This window comes from Methanofollis fontis (assembly GCF_004297185.1).
GTDB classification, from domain to species: domain Archaea; phylum Halobacteriota; class Methanomicrobia; order Methanomicrobiales; family Methanofollaceae; genus Methanofollis; species Methanofollis fontis.
On sequence record NZ_PGCL01000008.1, the window covers coordinates 26,186 to 49,846 of the forward strand.

Sequence of the window (23,661 nt, forward strand, 5' to 3'; positions counted from 1 at the left end):
ACATATGGGCGTTCATCCCTCTCTCATCCATGACAGCACCACGCCCCTTCCTCGTCGGCGGGGAATGGCGAACGAACGATTCGGTCCTGGAGGTGACATTCCCCCATGACGGAACGACGACGGCGCGTGTCTGCCGCGCCGCCGCGGACGACTGCGAGGATGCCGTCCGGGCGGCCGTACGGGGCTTCGCCCTGAGCCGGAGGCTCCCGCTTCATGAACGTATTTCCGTTCTCCGGCGGCTTGCCGCCCTCATCGAGGCGCGAAAAGATGAGATCGCAGAGGTGATCACCATGGAGGCCGGAAAAACCGCCACTCTTGCCGCCATCGAGGTGGAGCGGGCGCGGGATACGATCCTCCTCTCGGCCGAGGAGGCGGGACGGGTCTATGGGGAGATCCTGCCCCTCGACCTGACACCCGCCGCCGCCGGGCGGACCGCCTATCTCCGCCGGGTGCCGCTCGGCATCGTGCTGGCGATCACACCCTTCAACTTTCCCTTCAATCTCGCCTGCCATAAGGTGGGGCCGGCAGTGGCGGCTGGAAACGCCGTCATCCTCCGCCCCTCCTCACAGACTCCGGTCTCCGGACTGATCCTGGGTGAACTCCTGCTCGAGGCGGGCTACCCGCCGGAGGCGGTCTCGGTCCTCCCCTGCAGCACCGACCTGGCTGAATGGATGGTGAGGGATGGACGGATCGCCTGTCTCTCCTTTACCGGCAGTCCGGCGGTGGGGTGGAGTCTGCGGGAGATCGCCGGCAGAAAACGGGTCGGTCTGGAACTCGGCGGCAATGCCGCGGTGATCGTCCACCGCGATGCCGATCTCCCGTATGCCGCTGAACGTATCGTGCAGGGTGGGTTCTCCAATGCCGGGCAGGTCTGCATCTCGGTCCAGCGGGTGTTCATCCATCGCGACGTCTACCGGAGCTGTGTCGAGATGATCCTGGAGGCGTCCGGGAGCCTTCGTACCGGCGACCCCCGCGATCCCGCAACCGACGTCGGACCGATGATCTCCGAGGGTGCGGCCGCTGCTGCCATGGAAAAGGTGGACGAGGCGGTGCAGGAGGGCGCCAGCGTCCTCTGCGGCGGGACACGCTCCGGCACCCTCTTTGCCCCCACCGTGCTCGCCGACACCACGGCCGGCATGCGGGTGAACGCCACCGAGATCTTTGCCCCGGTCATCACCGTGACGCCCTACAGCCGTTTTTCTGAGGCACTGGCGGCGGCGAACGATTCGGTCTTCGGCCTCCAGACCGGGATCTTCACCGATTCACTGGAACGGACCTTTGCCTCGTTCGATGAGGTCGAGGCCGGCACCCTCATTGTCAACGATATCCCGACCTTCCGGGCCGATGCCCAGCCCTATGGTGGTGTGAAGGCCTCGGGAATCGGGCGTGAGGGGCCCAGGTATGCGATCGAGGAGATGACCGGGATGCGGGTGATGGTGCTGAACCGCCGGTAAAAAAAGTATTCAGAACTGACGGGCACCCTGATCGGCGATCTCATGTGCTTCGGCAGGGGTCGTCCGCCACCCGTCCCTCTGCACGTGGATCTCAAAGCGCGCTCCTTCTCCCTCGGTCCCGGTCTCGATGATCTGCATGCCGGTGATCGAGCAGATCTCCCTGGAGAGGAAGAGACCGAGTCCGGTATGGTTGCCCACGCCCCGCTTGAAGATCTGTTCCTTCTGGGCGTCGGGAACGCCTCTGCCATCATCCTGCCAGATGATCCTGCCGTAGCCGTCGTCCTGATCCCAGGAGACCGTGATCTGTCTGACGGTGCCACCGTGGCGGATGGAGTTGTCGAGCAGGTTGTTGAAGACCTTCCCGAAGAGGGGATCGGCGTAGACCTCAATCCCCTCGATTGTGGAGGTGATGGTGACCCCCTCCGCCCTGAGGGGGATGATCGTCCTTTGTATGTCGATCCATTGTGGTTTTCCCACTCCGATATCCTGGTAATCTCTGGTGAACTCGATCTGCTCCCTGATATTCTCTGCCGCATTCTTCATCAGGCGCAGATAATCGGTGATGGGTCCTGCCTCCGCCTCCTCCTCTGCAATCTCAACATACCCGAGGAGGACGGTGAGTTGATTGAGAATGTCATGGCGGGTGATCGAACTCATGATCCGCAGTTTATCGTTGGTATGGGAGAGGGACTCGGAGAAGCGTTTGAGTTCGGCGGCGTGGTATTCGAGTTCCTTCTCCATGATCTGTCGTTCGGTGATATCGGTGAAGACCAGCAGAACGGCATCCCTGTTCTGGTAGATGATCGGCGCCGCCCTCATCATGACGGGCAGGGGCGAGTTTCCATATGCATACAGTATGATCTCGATGGTTTTTCCGGTGGCGCCGTCCTGTGCTCCTTTCACCTGTTCCTTGAATGATTCTACTGAAGAGGGGGCAACGAGGGCCGAAATCTGCATGCCAGTCAGATCACCGCCGTCCGGTGCGAGCGCTGACCCTGATGCCGGGTTGGCAAACACGATCTCGCCTTCTGTGGAGATGACAATGATATATTCGGGCAGTCCCTCGATCAGTTGCCGGTTCAGGAGGTCCTTCTCTGCTGCTTCTTCCTCCGCCTGTTTGCGCTGGGTGATGTCGCGGATGGAGACGACGATGATGCGATCGCCCCTGTAGAGGATTGTCCTGCCGATGGCCTCGACAACCCTTTCCTCCCCGGTTGTGGTGATAACAGAGTATTCGGCGAGGTAATTTTCTCTCCCGCCCCGGGCCTTCATCACGTCCCTGAAGACTTCCTGTGCTGATGTCGGGTGGACAAAATCGAGCACAGATCGTCCGATTGCCTCATCGACCGATTCGATGTCGGCGAGATCACAGGCAGCGTTATTTGCATAGAGGATGATCCCGTCCATGTCCAGTATGAGGGCGCCGTCGATGAGAGCGTCCATCAGGGTCGAAAAAAATTCTTCCCGCTCCCTCAGGGATTCTGCTGCTCTCCACTCCTGTGTAATGTCCCTGAAGCTCCATACCTGTCCGCCAGTGTCGTTTTCCCCGGCATGGAAACCTACCCGGTATTCTAAGACCCTCCTATCTTTAAGGGTGAGGATGCCCCGGCATTTTCCCCCGGGGTGCTTCCCGCGTGTCCCCACATAATCCTGGAATGCCCGGGGGTCGATCGCCAGATCTGCAATTTGCTCCCTGACTGCCTTTTCTGTGAGTTCATCTCCGGATAACCGCCACATTTCCCTGAACTTTCGGTTGCAGGTGACAACCTCCCCGTGGGCATCGATGGCGATGATGCCGTCGTGCACGGTTTCGAAGGTGGCGGCGAGGGTGGCCTCACTCTTCCTCAGGGCTCCTTCCGCCTGTTTTCTGTCGGTGATGTCCCGGAGGGTGCCCTCGATGTGCCCGCCTTCTCCATCTGCTTCTGGTACAAAGCGGGCATTGATGGAAAGCGTGATCAAACGCCCGCCCTTTGTTCTGAAGCACATTTCCCGGTCATGGACGCCTGAGGTTTCCAGCACCTCGGTGAGGATTTTCTGTGCCTCTTCTTCTGAGAAGAACAGGAACCCCGCATCTCTGCTGACGATCTCCTCAGGTTTCCATCCGAGGATCCGCTCACATGAGGGGGAGGCGACCTCCACCATCCCCATGGTGGTGATCCTGAAATAGACGTCGATAAGGGAGGAAAAAATCAGACGATAGTTTTCTTCACTGGATTTCAGCGCCTCTTTTGCCAGGAGGAGGTCGGTGATGTCGGTGGAGGTGACGATGACGGCTGGTTCGCCCTCAATAATGCAGGTGTCTGCGGAGATGTCGAGCGTCCGTTCGGCACCCTCCGCTGTTATCACCCGCATGAGCGAGCGGGACGGGGGCAGTTCGCCCCTGACCCGTCCCTGCGCATATGCCTTCATGGCGTTGCGGTCATCTGGATGGACGAGGTCCCACATGTCCATTGCGGCGAGCTGGTCGGTACTATAGCCGATCAGACGTTCTGCCGCGGGGTTTGCATACCTGATCCGGTCATTCTGGTGAATCCAGATCATCGCCGCCGTCGTCTCAGATATCGCCCTGAAGACCTCTTCTCGCTCCTTCAGGGCGTCCATAATGCGGTTGCGCTCTACCGCCACCCGTACCTTATGGGAGAGATCTGTCAGCCATGCCGCAGGATCCCCGCCTTTCTCGACATAGAAATCGGCGCCGCTGTTGAGTGCCTCAATGGCGACTTTTTCATGCCCCTTGCCGGTGAAGAGGATGAAGGGAATGGTGCTGCCCTGTGCGCGGATCTCCCTGAGGAGCAGAACGCCGGTGGATTCGGCCATGTCATAATCTGCGACGATGGCATCATATCTCCCCCCGGCAAGCATCTGCAACGCCCCGGCGACTGTCCCGGCGGTATCGATGGTGAATGCATCATCCTCTTCGAGGAGAAGGCGGATGATATTGAGCATTTCTGGCTCGTCATCGACACAGAGCAGGGAGATCATGAAGGTTCACCTATCCTGCCCCCGGGCAGGATCGATCTATTGATGAGTATGTGCTGTTCCCTTCTTTTAATCTGTCGAATGTTTTCTGTGAGGGAAAAACAGCATTAATGGATTTATTTGATTTAAAATCTCCTTATTTTTGTTTTTCACTGCCTGGAGGGTTTTTTCCAAATCTCCCTCCCGGTATACAGACGTGGGTCGTAGTGGTGCCGACTCTGTCTGCGGCACGCCCTGCCGATGTTCGGAGGTGAAAAGCAGATGTCCACGCCCTGATCGACCGGCAATTCCGCCCTGACGGTTATCATGTCGGGGTAATGTGGGGGTCGCCGCCAGGCAGGCGGTGATGCACCTGTATGTCATCTCATTCCGCGCTATGCCGCGGATTTTGCCGATCCGCGGGGCGGGGTGCGCGGTGTGGTCCCGGACCGTCGTATCTGCTGAATGGTCGTTCATCCGGGATAAAAAAAGATATGGGGGTTCAGGAGATGGAAATGCTCCAGTTCCCTCGTGAATTGATATTGAGCAGATAGTTGCCAGCTTCGGGGATGGTTGAGGTGGCGTTGCCGCTGAACGGGCAGTGCTCATAGTGGAAGGGCTGGACATAGGTGTTGGTCGGGTCCATGATGATCGCGCCGGAGGTGTTGTAGAGCCAGACCCAGAAGACCTCGCCGCCGTCGCAGGATGCCGAAAAGGTGACATTGCCCTCCGGGAGATCGATCCAGGTGCTCACCGAATCGCCCGCACCGCTGAATGTGAAGGGGATCTCCTGTGCCCTCTCCTGCGGCGGTTCTGCGATACTGATGGTCCAGTCGCCGTCGGCGGTGACATTCACCTGATAGGTGCCGTTCTCCTCGGTGCCCACTGCCTGGACGCCCGAATAGGGGGCGGTGGCGTGGACGACCTGGTCATAGATCGTCTGGCCTGAGATCTCGACCACAAACGGTCCGCTCCCGTCGGCGGTCATATCGAAGAGGAGGAGTTCACCGATGAGGTCGACTGAGCGCGTGGCGTTTCCGGTCCCGCTCAGCACGCTCTCCGCCGCTGCCGGTGTGGTGGGGGTGGGGGTGAGCGTTGGTGTCTCTGTCCCGGTGTCGGGCGTGCTCCCCAGACATCCTGCCCCAAGAAGAAGGACGGCGAGGATGAGGGCTGTGGCAATCAGCATGTGTCGCATGGAGAATGATGAGATCGTCAGACGGATAAGCATGCTCCTCCCCGGGCCATTTCGAAGTCTCTATCTGTTGGTCCTTCCATCTCAGGATGAATGCAGATGAAGAGCGTGCCTGTGGATGATATCGAGATCGCCTATCAGGAGATCGGTGAGGGCGATCCCCTGGTGATGATCACCGGATCCTCGGCGACGATGGATATGTGGTCGCCCGCCCTGCTGGATGCCCTTTCCCGTCAGCGCCGCCTGATCCTGTTTGATAACCGGGGGATGGGCTTCACCACCACCTCAGACAGGGAGTTTTCCATCCCCCTGTTTGCTGAGGATACCGTCGGATTGATGGACGCCCTCGGTATCGAGCGGGCGGACATATTCGGGTGGTCGATGGGAGGATATATCGCTCAGGAACTGGTGCTCCACCACCCGGAGAGGGTGAACCGGATGGTGCTCTATGCCGCCAGTCCAGGCGGGGAGGCAGAAGTCCCGCCGTCTGATGCGGTGATCGCGGCCCTCGGGGACACATCCGGATCCCCGGAGGAGCAGGGGATGCGCCTATTGTCCCTGCTCTTTCCCCGCGAATGGATGGAGCAGAACCCCGATCCCTCGGCATATTTTCCATTCGTCACTGAAACAATGCTTCCAGAGAGCATCATACGCCAGAACCGTGCGTGCGAAACCTGGGAGGGTACAGCATCCCGTCTCTTTACCATACCGTCCCCTGTGCTCCTCATCACCGGCACCGGGGACGTGATCGTCCCGCCGGAAAACTCCTATATTCTCGGTGAGGGGATCACCGACTCGTGGATCGTCAAGGTGCCGGGCGGCGGTCACGGGCTGATGTACCAGGAACCACAAAAAATGGCCGAGATTGTGCAGTTCTTCCTCAGTTGCTGAGGTCGTACCCCTTTTTTTGGCGTCCCCTCCCTGATCCTCACGATCCCGAGGTGACCGTCGAGGCAGACTGACCGCTCTGTTTTTGGTGTGTCGGGGATATCCGGGATGGGGCGAATGGGTGTGGAGGTGGGGGACGACGTGAGGGCAGAGGGCGCCGGCAGGCGGGTGCTCATCCCCCTGCTGATGGTGAACTTCATCAACACCCTGGGGTTCAGCATCGTCATCCCCTTCCTGATCTTTCTGGTGGAGGGATATGGCGGCAACCCCTTCATCTACGGTCTGCTCGGTTCCACCTATCCGGCATGCCAGCTCCTGGGCGCTCCTGTGCTCGGGCGCTGGTCTGACCTCTACGGGCGGCGGCGGATCCTGCTGCTCAGCCAGTTCGGCACCGCCCTCTCCTGGTGCCTGTTTCTGGCATCTTTTTTTGTCCCGTTCACTATGCTGCTTGCTGTCGACTCGCCGGTGGCGGGTGCGTTCCTGCTGACCCTCCCCCTCGTGGTCTTGTTTGCGGCGCGGGCGCTCGACGGGATCACCGGCGGCAACGTCTCGGTGGCGAACGCCTATCTCGCCGACATCACCCCGGAACGGGAGCGGAGCAGGAATTTCGGCCGGATGTCGATCTCGACGAACCTCGGGTTTATCGTTGGACCGGCACTCGCCGGTGTGCTGGCCGCCGGGGTCTATGGCGAGATGGCCCCGGTGCTCGGGGCGCTCTTCATCTCGGTCGCCGGTCTGGTCGTCATCCTCCTCTGGCTGCCAGAATCTGGAAGGTGCGCTATCAGGAAGGGGGAGGGGCGGGGCGGGATCATGCGGGTGCTGGGGATGGAACCGGCGAGATGCAATGGTCCGGCCGACCTGAAGAAAACCCGGATCCGGGCGATCCTGAGTCTGCGGCATATCCCTTTCCTGATGCTCCTCTATTTTGTCCTCTTTCTCGGGTTCAATATCTACTACACCTCATTTGTGGTGTTTGCGGCAGGAGATCTCTCCTGGACGGCAGCGGAGATCGGGCTCTATTTCTCGGTTCTGAGCGTATTGATGGTCATCGTCCAGGGGCCGGTGCTCTCGTGGGCGTCCGGGCGATGGGCGGAGAGCACCCTGATCGTCCTCGGGTGCTGGGTGCTCGGGCTGAACTTCCTCCTCCTCCTCACCGAACACCTCGCCCTGATCTACCTTGCCGTCGTCTTTTTTGCGCTCGGGAACGGGCTGATGTGGCCTTCGTTCCTCGCCCTCCTCTCAAAGATCGCCGGCCCCGTCCATCAGGGGGCGGTGCAGGGTGCTGGCGGCAGCGCCGGCGGTCTGGCGAGTATCGTCGGGCTTATCTCTGGCGGTCTGCTCTATGGGGCGATCGGAAGCCGTACCTTCCTGATCGCTGCCGCGATTGTATTTGCTGCAGGCGCCCTCTCCTTCAGGCTCGTCGGGATCGGGCGTGAGTTCGAGGCCGGTTGAGACCCCCTCCCCGGATCAGTCCAGTCCCCTGAGGTGCCGGCAGAACCCCTCCTTCACCGGCCCATCGGCGGTGAGGGCGCAGGGGAACTCGGGGCATGCAAAACAGTAGCGTATTCCCTTCCGGTGGGCGCAGGTGGCGATGGCGCAACAGGGGTTCTCCTGTGGGATGCATCCCACCCCCGGGCGGGGGCAGGTGCCGTCCGTCATCTTCGGGCAGACCTCACAGGCGATGCCGCAGACACCGATCTTCATGCTATCTCTTCTGCATGGCCGGCGATAAACCCGGCGATCTCTTCTGAGGGGGTTTTGCCCCAACAGGCGGGGAGCGGGAGGCCCAGATTGATGTATTCGATGCTCCGTCTGCTCAGGTATCACCATCGGCAGACGATCGAGACTGATCGATGGATGTAAACCGATCCCTGAGAAACATCGATCGAGACGGACCATGCACTACAGGAGCATACCACGCACCGGCGAATCGGTACCCGCCCTCGGGATGGGCGCCATGCGCCTGCCGCAGACCCCTGAGGGTTCTGTTGACGAACGGGCGGCGGTCGCCCTGATCCGGGCAGCGATCGACGGCGGTGCGTCCTATATCGATACGGCGGTGTCCTATCACCACGGCGAGAGCGAGGCGGTCGTCGGCCGCGCCCTCCAGGACGGATACCGGGAACAGGCATTTCTGGCCACAAAACTCCCGGTCAGGCGGGTGCACTCGAGGGAGGATATGGAGCGCTCCCTGGACGAATCCCTCCGGCGCCTTGGGACCGATCACCTCGATGCCTATCTCCTCCATTCCCTGACGCGCTCGGGATGGAACCGCCTCTGGGACGAGGAGGTCGATCTCTTCCTTGACGAGGCGAAGGCCGACGGGCGGATCCGCTATGCGGGTTTCTCATTTCATGACGCCTTCCCGGCATTCCGGGAGATCGTCGATGCCTATGCCTGGGACCTCTGCCAGATCCAGTACAGCTACCTGGACGGCACCTATCAGGCAGGCACCGCGGGACTCAGGTATGCCGCTGAACGGGACCTCGCCGTGGTGGTGATGGAACCGTTGCGGGGCGGGATGCTGACGTCGCCCCCTGATGAGATCCGGGCGATCTTCGATGAATCTGGAGTCTGCCGGACTCCCGCTGCATGGGGGCTTGCATGGGTGCTCGACCATCCGGAGGTGACGACTGTGCTTTCCGGAATGAACCGCCCCGAACACCTGGCAGAAAATCTGGAGACCGCCGCCCTGGCGACCCCGGGATCCCTCTCGGCGGAGGAGCGTGCGGTCGTCGCCCGCGTGAAAGGGCAGTGGCGGGAGCGCATCCGCGTCCCCTGCACTGCCTGCTGCTACTGCATGCCCTGCCCGGCCGGCGTGAACATCCCTGAATGCCTGGCCCGCCTGAACGAGATCGCCCTTTTTGGCGATGAGGAGCATGCCCGGTTCTTCTACCGCCACCAGCTCGGCGAGACCGGGTATGCCTCGCTCTGTGCGGAGTGCGGCGCTTGCGAGCAGATCTGTCCGCAGGAGATCCCGGTGATCGATCACCTCCGGGAGGTGGCCGCCCTCTTCGGGCGGTGAGGCAAGATATATGAACGCACTGTACGTATCAGGGCGCTGGAGATGATGAGATGAAGGTGGTCGCATTCAACGGGAGCCCCAGGAAGGACGGGAACACCGCCCGTCTCCTCAGGGCCGTGCTCGCAGAACTCGAAAAAGAAGGCATCGAGACTGAGATCGTCCATATTGGTGGGAGGAGCATCCACGGCTGCACCGCCTGCATGAAGTGTTTCGAGAACAAGGACAGAAAGTGCATCATCGATAAAGACATCGTGAATGAGTGCATCGGGAAGATGGCGGAGGCCGACGGCTTCGTCATCGGATCACCGACCTACTTTGCGGATGTCAACACCGAGACCAAGGCCCTCATCGACCGTGCCGGTTTTGTGGCCATCGCCAACGACGGGATGTTCGCCAGAAAGGCGGGCGCCGCCGTCGTCGCCGTCCGCCGCGCCGGTGCCGTCCACGCCTTCGACACTATCAACCACCTCTTCGGCATATCGAATATGTTCACGGTCGGGTCCTCCTACTGGAACCTCGGGCTCGGACTGGCGCCGGGCGATGTGGAGAAGGACGAGGAGGGACTGCAGACGATGCAGAACCTCGGACAGAACATGGCCTGGCTTTTGAAGCGGATCCGGGAATAACCGGAGGGGTCCGGAACCCGGCGTCGTCGGGACGCAATAAAAAGATGCAGGGGGCGGTCTTTACCCCTCGACCGGGTACTGGATCTCGGTCATCAGGTCCCCTGCTGTGGTCTCTGCCGGGTCGTTGAGGTAGACCTCGCGCTCAGGACCGCCGCCACCTCGTCCAGGGAGAACCCGAGGGTCGCAAGGCTTCGGATCCTGACGGCCCGGTCGATCTGTGCGATTGCATGGTAGCGGTAGCCGGAGCAGAGGTTTTTTGTTGCCGGCACAAGGAGACCCTTGCGGTCAATAGCAATGCAATGCCTTCTTTGACAACCGGGTCAGGTGCGAGAACGTCCCGATCGGGATCTGATCGACTGGCATGGTAGGATCAATGATGGAAGGCGGCGATACATAGTGCCTGGTTCTCTCCCCCCGGGGGTGAGTTCGGGGTGGTCGGAAAAATGTTCCGGGGAGGGGGATTGGCCGTATCTGTTCCGGTGATCACTGCCCGTGTGAAGCACCTAGAAGATTCCGAACCATGCCGAGTACGAGACGACGATCATCACGATGAGCAGTATGATCAGCCCTTTGTAGACGCATCCCGGACAGATGCCGATGCTGCTTCCCGTGCACTCGGGGCAGTAGGTTTTCTGGCAGACCCGGCAGGTTCCGGTGGATTTTTTCTCTGGATGGCGTGAGCAGTGGCTCATGAAAGAGAAATGAGGTTCGGGCGGTAATATACCTGCCTTTTTGATATTTCGGTGCCGCTCCTTCACAACCATGAAGAGATCAGGGAGAGCATATTCAACGATGACAGCATTCGTCCCGCACTATGCCACCGACCGTCTGGTTTTTCATGACCCTGACCCGACGGACGCCCCTCCCCTCTATGTGCATGTCGTTGATGCTGCTGTCGTCTGTGGACCGGGCGGTCGGGTGCTCCATGAGGCGCCGCCCGACGGGTGCGGGGACGCTTCGATCCCCCTCGGGAGCCTTGATGGGCGCCAGGTGTTCGCCCTCGGGTGCGAGGCGGTGCCGGAAGGGTTCAGGGCAGTCCCCCTCCGCGACCTCTTCGGGCTGGTGGATGACGAGACGCTTGGCATTGCCGGGCGGGCGGTGCAGTGCATGGAGTTCGACCGCACCCACCGCTACTGCGGGCGGTGCGGCACTGAAACCAGAATGAAGGAGGACGAGATCGCCCGTGTCTGCCCATCCTGCGGTCTGGTCGTCTATCCCGTCCTCTCGCCGGCTGTGATCGTCCGGGTGGTGCGGGGGGATCGGATCCTGCTTGCCCGCTCCCCCGGTTTTCCCCGGGGACGGTATTCGGTGATCGCCGGTTTCGTCGAACCCGGGGAGACACTCGAGCATGCCGTACAGAGGGAGGTGGCGGAGGAGACCGGCATTTCCGTTGCCAATCTCCGCTACTTCGGCAGCCAGCCCTGGCCCTTCCCCCACTCCCTGATGATCGGGTTTACCGCAGACTATGCCGGCGGCGAGGTCCGCCCGGATGGCGTGGAGGTGGAGGAGGCCGCGTGGTTCACGGCCGACTCCCTCCCTGATCTCCCGGGCAGGGCAAGCATTTCACGGGCGCTGATCGATGACTGGCTTGAAGAACAGTGAAACTGGTATAACGGATCACGCCAATCTGATGGTAGAGATCACTCCCCGATTCATGTTTTATGGTGCACCACAATGACTGATTCAGTAGTTGACAGCATCCTTGCGGCCCGGTACCTCCGCAAGGGCGAGAAAACGTTTGAAGATATCTGCCACCGCGTGGCTGTAGCGCTTGCGCGGAACGAGGGCGAGCGCCAGGAGTATTATGAGGCGATGCACTCCCTCCGCTTCCTCCCCAACTCCCCCACCCTGATGAATGCCGGCACCGAGATCGGGCAGCTCTCGGCCTGTTTCACCCTGTATGTCGGCGACTCGATCCCGGAGATCTTCCATGCCCTCGAATGGGGGGCGCTGATCCACAAGAGCGGGGGCGGCACCGGCTACAACTTCTCAAAGATCCGTCCTGAGGGCGCGCCCGTCCAGTCCACCGACGGCGTGGCATCCGGCCCGATCTCGTTCATGAAGGTCTTCAACGCCGCCACCGATGTGATCAAGCAGGGCGGGCGGCGGCGCGGGGCGAACATGGGCATCCTGAATGTCTGGCATCCCGACGTCCTCCGTTTCATCCATGCGAAGAATGTGGAGGGCGAACTCTCGAACTTCAACATCTCGGTGATGGTCAACGACCGCTTCATGGAGTTCGTGGAATCCGGCCAGATGGGCAAGGTGTGGATCACCCACCCCTACACGGACGAGGAGATCACGGTCGGCGCCATCTGGAACGGCATCATCGATGGCATCTGGCGGAACGGCGAGCCCGGTGTCCTCTTCTACGACGAGATCAACCGGAAGAACCCGACGCCGCAGCTGGGCGATATTGATACGACCAATCCTTGCGGCGAACAGCCGCTTCTCCCATTCGAGTCCTGCGTTCTGGGATCGATCAATCTTTCGAAGTTTGTTTCAGGATCTGCCATCGATGAAGAGAGTTTGAAGCGGACCGTCCGCATGGCGGTGCGTTTCCTGGACGCCGTCATCGACAACAACGTCTTCCCGATCCCGCAGATCGAGGAGGCGACCGGAAAGACCAGGAAGGTCGGTCTCGGGCTGATGGGTGTCCACGACGCCCTGCTGATGCTTGGTCTTCCCTACGACGCAGAGGAAGGGCGCCGCCTCTGCGAGCGGGTGATGGCCCTGGTAAACGATACGGCGGTCGAGGAGTCGCACGTCCTTGCCGGGGAGAGAGGCGTCTTTCCGGCATTTGAGGGGAGTGTCTGGGGTGAGTATGGGATGCGCAACGCCGCCCTCACCACCATCGCCCCGACCGGCACCATATCCCTGCTTGCCGGGTGTTCGAGCGGGGTCGAACCGGTCTTCTCCTATGCCTATACCCGGAAAAACACCGTCGGCAAGACCTTCGTGATGCTCCACCCGATCTTCGAGGCCGAACTCAGAAGAGTGGTCGGTGCGCTCGGACTCGGCAGCGATGAGGTCGAAGAGCGGGTGCAGGCGGTGATCGACCATGTCCACGAGACCGGGACGGTGCGGGACATCGGGTGGCTTCCGGTCTCCTTCAGGCGCCTCTTCCAGACCGCCCTCGATATCGACTGGCGCGACCATGTGCGCATGCAGGCAGTCTTCCAGCGTCATGTGCATGCCTCCATATCCAAGACGATCAACATGCCCAATGCCGCCACCCGCGAGGAGATCGGCGAGGCGGTGCTGATGGCATGGCGGAGCGGTCTCAAGGGGATGACCATCTACCGGACGGGCAGCCGCGAGGACGTGGTGCTCGCCCTGAAGGAGAAGAAACCGGCGGAAAAACCCGAAGAAAAACCGACCACCCGCCCGAAGGAGCTGGCAGGGCGGACCTATCTCTGCCAGTCGGGGTGCTGCCGCCTCTATATCACCGTCAACCTCCTCGGTGACCGCCCGTGGGAGGTGTTTATCAGGACCGTCGGGAGCGGGGGCTGCGAGGCGAACTCCAATGCCCTCGGCCGTGCGATCTCCACCGGTCTCCAGAACGGCGTTCCCTATCAGAAGTTTGTCAAGCAGTTCGCAAAGGTGAACTGCATATCGGCCCTGAAGAACCCCGCCTCTGAGGGCCTCTCCTGTGCCGATGTCGTCGGCAGGTGCATCGACCTTGCGGCGTCGAAGCAGACGATCACCACCCTGGACACCTGGGAGATCACCGACGTCACCGGCAAGAAGAAGAATCTCTGCCCTGAGTGCGGCGCCGAACTCGATTTCGGCGAGGGGTGCAACCAGGGCATCTGCAAGAATTGCGGTTGGAGCGGCTGCAGCTAGGTGCAGCGTGAGGGGGGAGGCACCCGCCACTCCCATCTCCATCATTTTTTGAGGGGTCTTTGCCGATAATGTCGTCTAAATTGAAATAAAAACCAATTTTTTAAATTTTCATTTTTTATATTTTGAGATGCTTATATGTCGCATTGCAGTATAATATCCCGCTGAACTGAGATGCCTTCCCTGTGCAGTGATGAGTGTGTTGTTGCGATGCGGTGCGACCGTGATGTAAAATACATTGTTATTGACCAGTATCTCTTTGAAGTCCTCTCCAAAATCTCATCCGTTGATGATCCTGCCCTTGAAAATGAGTTATGCCGACTCCTGAAACGCATGCCGGTGAATGAGGGCATCGTCCACGTAAACGATGAATATCTGGAACAGATCTTTCGTATCTGCTACGGCTATATAAAGAACAATTCTGTGTGCGCCGCCATGCCTGATTAATAACGAGGCGTTCGGGCTCTGATGTGGTTTTTCGGGGTTCTCAGGCTTTTTTACTTTTCCCGGTATCAGAATCCTCTGGAAATGGGGCGGGGTTCACACCGGTTCATCTGTGTGACCGATGATCGAATGGTGCACCTGTCAGGGGTGGTGTCCCTGTGCAGTGTCAGAACTCTGTCCTGGAGAATCGATACTAAAAATAGGGTGATTGCCGGTTTTCCCCTTCCGGGGATATTCATTCTTCATTTCTTCTTCTGAAGTACAGGACGCCGGCGACAATCAGAACGATGATGATCACCGCCCCGAACCAGAGCGACATCCCCTCTGATCTGTCTGGCGATGTCCCGGTGATCTCCGGTACCACGGTCAGATATGGCTGTTCGTCTCCGAAGAGTGCGTAGGTGCTGAAATGATCGATATGGACCGTGATTGTCCTCTGACTCTCATCGATCTCTCCGGCGATGCGCTCCCATTCGTTGCTTGAGGTGTTGAGCCACCCGACCTCTGCACTGGGTCCGAATTTCTTCCATTCGTCCTCTGAAAGAATGAATGTGAGGGCGATGTCCGGTGAGAAGGTCGTTCCATCAGGGGTACACTCATAGGCGGAGATTGCCTGCGGGTGCTCAACCGCCCCGATTCCAGCGGCAGCCGGGAGGTCGGTTGTGGGCACGGCGACGATACGGATCGCGTCAACCGGCCTGCCGGACGCATCGCGTGCCGTCACTCCGACCTCGATGGAGAGGCAGGCGGTATGGTCATCCGCCCACACAATCACCGGTCTCTCCACCTCGCCGCCGGTCCCGAGCGGCAGGTCTGCCGTCGTGATAAACTCCACTCCCTCCACAGATGTTGAGGCGGGGTGGGTCACCGTCGGTTCCGGCGTAGGTGCAGGTGTGGTCTGGACCGGTGTGGGTGTCGGCGTTATCGTCGGCGTTGGTGTCGGCATATCGCTGTCATCGTTATCGTTCGGATACGAGACAGTGATGAACCGCTGTTTTTCGGCAGTAATGGTGCCATATGCGTTCGTGGCCGTCAGGGAGACCGTGTATGGGCCCGAACCCTGGTAGATATGCACCGGGTTCTGTTCGGTTGAGGTCTGCCTGTCGCCGAAGTCCCAGAGCCATGAGGTCGGCGTGCCGGTGGTCCGGTCGGTGAACCTGACCATCAGCGGGGCAGAGCCGGAGAGCGGTGTTGCGGTGAAATCGACCGTCATCAGGTTGGTGACGGTGATGTAGTCCATCTCTTCTGCCGTGTCCTCTCCTGCCGGGTTCGTGATCGAGAGAGCGACGTCATAGGTGCCGACGGCCGTGTAGGTGTGGACCGGGTTCTGCTGGGTCGAGGTCTGCCCGTCGCCGAAGTCCCAGTGCCAGGTCTCGGGATGGCCGTCCGAGTAGTCATAGAACTGCACCATGAGCGGTGCGGACCCTGCGAGCGGGGTGGCGGAGAAGCGTGCCACCGGATCTTCGTAGACGGTGTACGCCACAAGCGCCTTGTAGGAGAAACCATCCGGCGAGAGGGCGGTGAAGGTGTAGATGCCGTCGGCATAGGTGTAGGTCGTCTCGAGGTGGGTGACCGTACCGTCGGCGGCGAGGCTGAGGATGGTGAAACTGTCCGCCCCGCCCCATGCATCCACATAGGCGGCGGAGGCGCTCATCACGATGATCGCATCGGAGACCGTGATGTTCCCGAACTTGGATTTGTTGATCTCCATCGTATAGGCCACTTCTTCGAGTTCCGCGCCTTCAGATTCGCTGACGGCGAGCTGGAAGAGTCGGCCCATCGTCTCGTTCACGGCACCACGGGTGATCGTGACATTGAGGCGGGTGTCCGGGTCGGTCAGGCCGGAGAGGGCGCCGGAGATGTTTGCACTGATGCCGGTCGTGACCGCGCCCACGTCGCCGCTGAGGTCAACGGCATTCGTGATATTGCCGATCGAGGCACCGGTGCACTCACCGGTCCATTCCGAGGAACGGTTCTCCAGGCCTGCGGTGCGGATGGTGATGTCGATGCCGGGGTTGCGGACACAGATGGTGGTGTTGTCGTCGGTGATGGTGGCGTTCCGGTTTGCGGTGAGGTTGATGGCGACCTCCTGCGTGGCATCGTCGAAGGTCATGTTCGAAACCGTGACGGGCCGGGTGTCATTGAGGGCGGTCGGCACCGGTGTGATGGTGATGTAACCGGGCCGCATGTCGTCGAACTGGTAGGTGGCATTCTCTCGAGTCCACTGTGGATTGATAAGCCGGAGCTGGCGTTCACAGGGCAGACCGTTCGAGTGCACCTGCAGGTCGATGAGGGAGACGACGTCCTCGCTCGTGATGGCGTCCGGGGCGGCTGCACTGACCTGGAGCCAGCCGTTTGCGTTCCTGATATCGGAGGAGACGTTGAGGCCCGGCATGGTGGCATTGGCCCGGATATCGGTCACCGTCATGACCGTGCGGTTGTACTCCATGATGAAGGAGAGGTCGGTGACCTCATTGAGCCCTGCTGCCGTGACGGTCAGGTATTTCGACGATTCGACCGGCAGTGCCCCCGAGGGTGCGTCCACGGCGGTTCGAGCCTCGACGGCGATGGCGCCGTTCTCACGGATGACCGGCGATTCGTGGTCGGCGGTGTGGGCGGTGGCGTCCGTGATGGCGAGAGTGGCGGTCTGCCGGAGGCCTTCGATTGCGGGTGCGGACCGGAAGGTGATGTTTGCAACCGCAGCAGTGCCTTCGGCGGTGATGCCGGAGCCGTCGGCGATGGCAATGGAGACACGGCCGTTGGTGTTGTCAATCGTGGCATCGAAGACCGCCGCCTCGGTGAGGGGGGTCGGAGCGGCGCTGTCCACGGTGATGAGTGCCGGGTCATAGCCGATGGTGAAGGCGAGGGCGGTCGTGGCATCGAGTCCTTCGGCGGTCACCGGGAATTCGCCGCTCTCGTTTGCCGGGAGTCTGCCGGTGGGAGCGGTGAGCGTAATGGCAGGTGTGCTGCTCACGACGATGTAGTCTTCCCTGGTGAGGGTGTCCTGTCCATAGCCGTTTGCAACGGTGAGGGAGACGGTGTAGGTCCCCTCCTCTGTGTAGGTGTGGAGCGGGTTCCTCTCATCAGAGACATTTCCGTCACCAAATGTCCAGTTCCAGGTCTCAGGGCCGTCGGTAGAGGTGTCGGTGAAGGTCACCTGCAACGGTGCGTCACCCGAGAGGGGTGTGGCGGTGAACGCGGCCACCGGTGCGGTTCCGACCGGGGTGAGGGTGAAAGAGACCTCTGCTGTCTCGTCTGTGGCGACCTCTATGGATCGGGCGGATGACGGGTTGTAGCCGGCTTTCTCGACGGTGAGCGTGTGACTGCCGACCGGGATGTCAGGGAGCGTGGTGTTCGTGAGGGCAGTGGTGTTGCAGCCGTCCAGCCAGATCCATGCTTCGTCTGGTGAGGAGGTGACATGGATCGAGCCGCTCTCCTGTGTGAGGGTAAAGAAGACCTCACTCTCCTCATCCGGCACGACCGTCACGCTCCGGTTTGTCGGGCGCAGGTAACCGGGTTTCTCGACGGTGACCGTGTGAGTGCCGGCGGCGATACCGGTGAGGGTGGTGTTCGTGAGCTGACCGGTGTTCTCGCCGTCCAGCCAGATGGTGGCGTTCGCCGGACTGGAACCGACGCGGATGGCACCGGGGTGTGATATGAGGGTGAAGTCCACCGTTTCAATGGTGCCGACGGTTACGGTCGCAATCCTGCTCTGGGCATCGTATCCCTCCTTTTCGACGGTGACATTGTAGGTTCCGACGGGCTGATCAGCGAAGGTGAAGTTTGTGATTTCACCGGTTTCGGTGCCGTTCAGTGAGATCCGGGCACCGGCTGGTGTGGAGTTCACCTGCAGTGTGCCTGTCTGGCCAACAAGGGTGAAGTCGACGAGTTCGGTTTCGTCCCTAGAGAGGGTTACAATCCTGCTCTGGGCGTCGTATCCCTCCTTTTCGACGGTGACATTGTAGGTTCCGACGGGCTGATCAGCGAAGGTGAAGTTCGTGCTTTCACCGGTTTCAGTGCCGTTCAGTGATATCCGGGCACCGGCTGGTGTGGAGTTCACCTGCAGTGTGCCCGTCTGGCCCACAAGGGTGAATGCGACGAGTTCGGTCTCGTCCTTCGAGAGGGTTACAATCCTGCTCTGGGCGTCGTATCCCTCCTTTTCGACGGTGACGTTGTAGGTTCCGACGGGCTGATCAGCGAAGGTGAAGTTCGTGCTTTCACCGGTTTCAGTGCCGTTCAGTGATATCCTGGCACCTGCTGGTGTGGAGTTCACCTGCAGTGTGCCCGTCTGGCCCACAAGGGTGAATGCGACGAGTTCGGTCTCGTCCTTCGAGAGGGTTACAATCCTGCTCTGGGCGTCGTATCCCTCCTTTTCGACGGTGACGTTGTAGGTTCCGACGGGCTGATCAGCGAAGGTGAAGTTCGTGCTTTCACCGGTTTCAGTGCCGTTCAGTGATATCCTGGCACCTGCTGGTGTGGAGTTCACCTGCAGTGTGCCCGTCTGGCCCACAAGGGTGAATGCGACGAGTTCGGTCTCGTCCTTCGAGAGGGTTACAATCCTGCTCTGGGCGTCGTATCCCTCCTTTTCGACGGTGACGTTGTAGGCTCCGACGGGCTGATCAGCGAAGGTGAAGTTCGTGATTTCGCCGGTTTCAGTGCCGTTCAGTGATATCCTGGCACCTGCTGGTGTGGAGTTCACCTGCAGTGTGCCCGTCTGGCCAACAAGGGTGAATGCGACGAGTTCGGTTTCGTCCTTCGAGAGGGTTACAATCCTGCTCTGGGCGTCGTATCCCTCCTTTTCGACGGTGACGTTGTAGGTCCCGACCGGTTTGTCTGCCAGGGTGGCGTTCGTGAGGTCTCCCGTATCAGTGCCGTTCAGGTAGACCGCTGCTCCTGCCGGGGTGGAGTTGATCTGGAGTGTCCCGAGCTGCTGGACGAGCGTAAAGGAGACATCCTCGGTCTCGTCCTTCGAGAGGGTGACGATCTCTGTCGCCGGATCGTATCCATTCAACTCGACGGTGACATTGTAGATCCCGACCGGTTTGTCTTCGAGGGTGGCGTTCGTGAGGTCGCCGGTTGCGGTGCCGTTCAGGTATACCGCTGCCCCCGAGGGAGTGGAGTTGATCTGCAATGTCCCGAGCTGCTGGACGAGGGTAAAGGAGACATCCTCGGTCTCGTCCTTCGTGAGGGTGACGACCTCTGTCGCCGGGTCGTATCCGTCCAGTTCAACCGTGACGTTGTAGGTCCCGACCGGTTTGTCTTCGAGGGTAGCGTTCGTGAGGTCTCCCGTGGCCGTTCCGTTCAGATATACCGCCGCTCCGGAGGGAGTAGAGTTGATCTGCAACGTCCCGAGCTGCTGCACGAGCGTAAAGGAGACATCCTCGGTCTCGTCCTTGGTGAGAGTGACGATCTCCGTTGCCGGATCGTATCCGTCCAGTTCAACCGTGACGTTGTAGGTCCCGACGGGTTTGTCTGCGAGGGTAGCGTTCGTGAGGTCGCCGGTTGCGGTGCCGTTCAGGTAAACCGCCGCTCCCGCCGGTGTGGAGTTGATCTGCAATGTCCCGAGCTGCTGCACGAGCGTAAAGGAGACCTCCTCGGTCTCGTCCTTGGTGAGAGTGACGACCTCTGTCGCCGGATCGTATCCGTCCAGCTCCACGGTGACATTGTAGGTCCCGACCGGTTTGTCTGCGAGGGTGGCGTTTGTGAGGTCTCCGGTTGCGGTTCCATTCAGGTAAACCGCTGCTCCCACCGGCGTGGAGTTGATCTGCAACGTCCCGAGCTGCTGGACGAGCGTAAAGGAGACATCCTCGGTCTCGTCCTTGGTGAGAGTGACGATCTCCGTTGCCGGGTCATACCCGTTCAGTTCAACCGTCACATTGTAGGTCCCGACCGGTTTGTCTTCGAGGGTGGCATTCGTGAGGTCTCCGGTTGCGGTGCCGTTCAGGTAAACCGCCGCTCCCGAGGGCGTGGAGTTGATCTGCAGTGTCCCGAGCTGCTGCACCAGGGTGAAACTCACGTCCTCGGTCTCGTCCTTGGTGAGGGTGACGACCTCTGTCGCCGGATCGTATCCGTCCTTCAGGACGGTGACATTGTAGGTCCCGACCGGTTTGTCTTCGAGGGTTGCGTTCGTGAGGTCCCCGGTTGCGGTGCCGTTCAGGTAGACCGCCGCTCCTGCCGGAGTGGAGTTGATCTGCAATGTTCCGAGCTGCTGCACGAGGGTGAATGCGACCTCCTCGGTCTCGTCCTTGGAGAGGGTGACGATCTCCGTTGCCGGGTCGTATCCGTCCAGTTCAACCGTGACGTTGTAGGTCCCGACCGGTTTGTCTTCGAGGGTAGCGTTCGTGAGGTCTCCCGTGGCCGTTCCGTTCAGATATACCGCCGCTCCGGAGGGAGTAGAGTTGATCTGCAACGTCCCGAGCTGCTGGACGAGCGTAAAGGAGACCTCCTCGGTCTCGTCCTTGGAGAGGGTGACGATCTCCGTTGCCGGGTCGTATCCGTCCAGTTCAACCGTTACATTGTAGGTGCCGACCGGTTTGTCTGCGAGGGTGGCATTCGTGAGGTCGCCTGTAGCAGTGCCGTTCAGGTAGACCGCCGCTCCGGAGGGAGTGGAGTTGATCTGCAATATCCCGAGCTGCTGCACCAGGGTGAAACTCACGTCCTCGGTCTCGTCCTTGGAGAGGGTGACGATCTCGGTCGCCGGGTCGTATCCCTCCTTTTCGACGGTGACGTTGTAGGCTCCGACCGGTTTGTCTGCGAAGGTGAAGTTTGTGATTTCGCCGGTTTCAGTGCCGTTCAGTGAGATCCGGGCGCCTGTTGGTGTGGAGTTCACCTGCAGTGTGCCTGTCTGGCCAACAAGGGTGAATGCGACGAGTTCGGTCTCGTCCTTCGAGAGGGTTACAATCCTGCTCTGGGCGTCGTAACCCTCCTTTTCGACGGTGACGTTGTAGGTCCCGACTGGTTTGTCTGCCAGGGTGACGTTCGTGAGGTCTCCCGTGGCCGTTCCGTTCAGATAGACGCTGGCTCCTGCCGGAGTGGAGTTGATCTGGAGTGTCCCGAGCTGCTGGACGAGCGTAAAGGAGACATCCTCGGTTTCGTCTTTCGTGAGGGTGACAATCTCTGTTGCCGGATCGTATCCCACCAGTTCAACGGTGACATTGTAGGTCCCGACCGGTTTGTCTGCCAGGGTTGCGTTCGTGAGGTCGCCCGTAACAGTGCCATTGAGATATACCGCTGCCCCCGAGGGAGTGGAGTTGATCTGCAATGTCCCGAGCTGCTGGACGAGCGTAAAGGAGACCTCTTCGGTCTCGTCCTTGGAGAGGGTGACGATCTCCGTTGCCGGATCGTATCCCTCCAGTTCAACGGTGACATTATACGTCCCGACCGGTTTGTCTGTGAGGGTGGCGTTCGTGAGGTCCCCGGTTGCGGTTCCGTTGAGATAGACCGCCGCTCCGGAGGGCGTGGAGTTGATCTGCAGTGTCCCGAGCTGCTGCACGAGGGTGAATGCAACCTCCTCGGTTTCGTCCTTGGAGAGGGTGACGACTTCCGTTGCCGGGTCGTATCCGTCCAGTTCAACCGTCACATTGTAGGTCCCGACCGGTTTGTCTGCGAGGGTGACGTTCGTGAGGTCACCGGTTGCAGTTCCGTTGAGATATACCGCCGCTCCGGAGGGAGTGGAGTTGATCTGCAATATCCCGAGCTGCTGCACCAGGGTGAAACTCACGTCCTCGGTCTCGTCCTTGGAGAGGGTGACGACCTCTGTCGCCGGATCGTATCCATTCAACTCGACGGTGACATTGTAGGTCCCGACCGGTTTGTCTGCGAGGGTGGCGTTCGTGAGGTCTCCCGTATCAGTGCCATTGAGATATACCGCTGCCCCCGAGGGAGTGGAGTTGATCTGCAATGTTCCGAGCTGCTGGACGAGCGTAAAGGAGACTTCCTCGGTCTCGTCCTTGGAGAGGGTGACGATCTCGGTTGCCGGGTCGTATCCCTCCAGTTCAACGGTGACGTTGTAGGTCCCGACCGGTTTGTCTGCGAGGGTGACGTTCGTGAGGTCGCCGGTCGCGGTGCCGTTGAGGTAGACCGCCGCTCCCCAGGGAGTGGAGTTGATCTGCAATATCCCGAGCTGCTGCACGAGGGTAAAGGAGACATCCTCGGTCTCGTCCTTGGAGAGGGTGACGATCTCTGTCGCCGGGTCGTATCCGTCCTTCAGGACGGTGACATTATAGGTCCCTACGGGTTTGTCTGCGAGGGTGGCATTCGTGAGGTCACCGGTTGCGGTTCCGTTGAGATAGACCGCCGCTCCGGAGGGCGTGGAGTTGATCTGCAGTGTCCCGAGCTGCTGCACGAGGGTGAATGCAACCTCCTCGGTTTCGTCCTTGGAGAGGGTGACAATCTCGGTTGCCGGGTCGTATCCGTCCAGTTCAACCGTCACATTGTAGGTCCCGACCGGTTTGTCTGCGAGGGTGACGTTCGTGAGGTCACCGGTTGCGGTGCCATTCAGGTAGACACTGGCTCCCGCCGGTGTGGAGTTGATCTGCAATGTCCCGAGCTGCTGCACCAGGGTGAAACTCACGTCCTCGGTCTCGTCCTTGGAGAGGGTGACGATTTCCGTTGCCGGGTCGTATCCGTCCAGTTCAACCGTGACATTGTAGGTCCCGACCGGTTTGTCTGTGAGGGTAGCGTTCGTGAGGTCTCCGGTTGCGGTGCCGTTCAGGTAGACCGCCGCTCCGGAAGGCACAGAGTTCACCTGCAGCGTTCCCACCTGCTGCATAAGCGTGAAACTCACATCTTCTGTCTCATCCTTTGTGAGGGTGACGATCTCCGTTGCCGGATCGTATCCGTCCAGTTCAACCGTCACATTGTAGGTCCCGACCGGTTTGTCTGTGAGGGTAGCGTTCGTGAGGTCTCCGGTTGCGGTGCCGTTCAGGTAGACCGCCGCTCCGGAAGGCACAGAGTTCACCTGCAGCGTTCCCACCTGCTGCATAAGCGTGAAACTCACATCTTCTGTCTCATCCTTTGTGAGGGTGACGATCTCCGTTGCCGGATCGTATCCGTCCAGTTCAACCGTCACATTGTAGGTCCCGACCGGTTTGTCTGCGAGGGTTGCGTTCGTGAGGTCACCGGTTGCGGTGCCGTTCAGGTATACCGCCGCTCCTGCCGGCGTGGAGTTGATCTGCAATGTTCCGAGCTGCTGGACGAGGGTGAACGCAACCTCCTCGGTCTCGTCCTTGG

14 protein-coding genes are annotated in these 23,661 nt (G+C 60.3%); 8 read left to right on the top strand and 6 right to left on the bottom strand.

Annotated elements, in window-relative coordinates:
• Positions 1–29 precede the first annotated feature (29 nt).
• The gene (locus CUJ86_RS11330; protein ID WP_130647692.1) at positions 30–1,454 is read left to right on the top strand and encodes an aldehyde dehydrogenase family protein; all 1,425 of its coding nucleotides are present in this window, start codon (positions 30–32) and stop codon (positions 1,452–1,454) included.
• 9 nt (positions 1,455–1,463) lie between these two features.
• On the opposite strand, the gene CUJ86_RS11335 is transcribed toward CUJ86_RS11330, so the two are convergent.
• Together CUJ86_RS11335 and CUJ86_RS11340 are read right to left on the bottom strand one after the other, a co-directional pair.
• Positions 1,464–4,436: a PAS domain S-box protein gene (locus tag CUJ86_RS11335; RefSeq protein ID WP_130647693.1), complete on the bottom strand. Its 2,973-nt coding sequence runs from the start codon at positions 4,434–4,436 to the stop codon at positions 1,464–1,466.
• Positions 4,437–4,914: 478 nt separating this feature from the next.
• On the bottom strand, positions 4,915–5,598 hold the full coding sequence (locus tag CUJ86_RS11340) for a hypothetical protein (RefSeq protein WP_130647694.1): 684 nt from the start codon (positions 5,596–5,598) through the stop codon (positions 4,915–4,917).
• 99 nt (positions 5,599–5,697) lie between these two features.
• On the opposite strand from CUJ86_RS11340, the gene CUJ86_RS11345 reads away from it, so the two are divergent.
• On the top strand, positions 5,698–6,495 hold the full coding sequence (locus CUJ86_RS11345; RefSeq protein ID WP_130647695.1) for an alpha/beta fold hydrolase: 798 nt from the start codon (positions 5,698–5,700) through the stop codon (positions 6,493–6,495).
• Between the two features lie 105 nt (positions 6,496–6,600).
• Positions 6,601–7,944, top strand: coding sequence for an MFS transporter (locus tag CUJ86_RS11350; RefSeq protein WP_207231419.1), 1,344 nt, complete (start codon positions 6,601–6,603; stop codon positions 7,942–7,944).
• Positions 7,945–7,959: 15 nt separating this feature from the next.
• On the opposite strand, the gene CUJ86_RS11905 is transcribed toward CUJ86_RS11350, so the two are convergent.
• Positions 7,960–8,196, bottom strand: a complete 237-nt coding sequence (locus CUJ86_RS11905) for a DUF3795 domain-containing protein (protein WP_165394900.1) — start codon at positions 8,194–8,196, stop codon at positions 7,960–7,962.
• Between the two features lie 193 nt (positions 8,197–8,389).
• Between CUJ86_RS11905 and CUJ86_RS11360 the strand changes: the two genes are divergently transcribed.
• On the top strand, positions 8,390–9,517 hold the full coding sequence (locus CUJ86_RS11360; RefSeq protein ID WP_130647697.1) for an aldo/keto reductase: 1,128 nt from the start codon (positions 8,390–8,392) through the stop codon (positions 9,515–9,517).
• A gap of 50 nt (positions 9,518–9,567) precedes the next feature.
• Entirely contained in the window at positions 9,568–10,143 is a 576-nt protein-coding gene (locus CUJ86_RS11365; protein ID WP_130647698.1) for a flavodoxin family protein, read from the top strand.
• 92 nt (positions 10,144–10,235) lie between these two features.
• On the opposite strand, the gene CUJ86_RS11910 is transcribed toward CUJ86_RS11365, so the two are convergent.
• Positions 10,236–10,412, bottom strand: a complete 177-nt coding sequence (locus tag CUJ86_RS11910) for a MerR family transcriptional regulator (protein ID WP_165394901.1) — start codon at positions 10,410–10,412, stop codon at positions 10,236–10,238.
• Between the two features lie 234 nt (positions 10,413–10,646).
• On the bottom strand, positions 10,647–10,835 hold the full coding sequence (locus CUJ86_RS11370) for a hypothetical protein (RefSeq protein WP_130647699.1): 189 nt from the start codon (positions 10,833–10,835) through the stop codon (positions 10,647–10,649).
• A gap of 70 nt (positions 10,836–10,905) precedes the next feature.
• On the opposite strand from CUJ86_RS11370, the gene nudC reads away from it, so the two are divergent.
• The 3 genes from nudC to CUJ86_RS11385 all read left to right on the top strand — a co-directional run bounded on the left by nudC (position 10,906) and on the right by CUJ86_RS11385 (position 14,433).
• On the top strand, positions 10,906–11,745 hold the full coding sequence (gene nudC / locus CUJ86_RS11375) for an NAD(+) diphosphatase (protein WP_130647700.1): 840 nt from the start codon (positions 10,906–10,908) through the stop codon (positions 11,743–11,745).
• A 72-nt stretch (positions 11,746–11,817) separates the two neighbouring features.
• Entirely contained in the window at positions 11,818–13,989 is a 2,172-nt protein-coding gene (locus CUJ86_RS11380) for an adenosylcobalamin-dependent ribonucleoside-diphosphate reductase (RefSeq protein WP_130647701.1), read from the top strand.
• A 171-nt stretch (positions 13,990–14,160) separates the two neighbouring features.
• Complete coding sequence (locus CUJ86_RS11385; RefSeq protein ID WP_130647702.1) at positions 14,161–14,433, top strand: hypothetical protein; 273 nt, start codon at positions 14,161–14,163, stop codon at positions 14,431–14,433.
• A gap of 232 nt (positions 14,434–14,665) precedes the next feature.
• On the opposite strand, the gene CUJ86_RS11390 is transcribed toward CUJ86_RS11385, so the two are convergent.
• The gene (locus tag CUJ86_RS11390; protein ID WP_328590980.1) at positions 14,666–23,608 is read right to left on the bottom strand and encodes a PEGA domain-containing protein; all 8,943 of its coding nucleotides are present in this window, start codon (positions 23,606–23,608) and stop codon (positions 14,666–14,668) included.
• Positions 23,609–23,661: the final 53 nt, after the last annotated feature.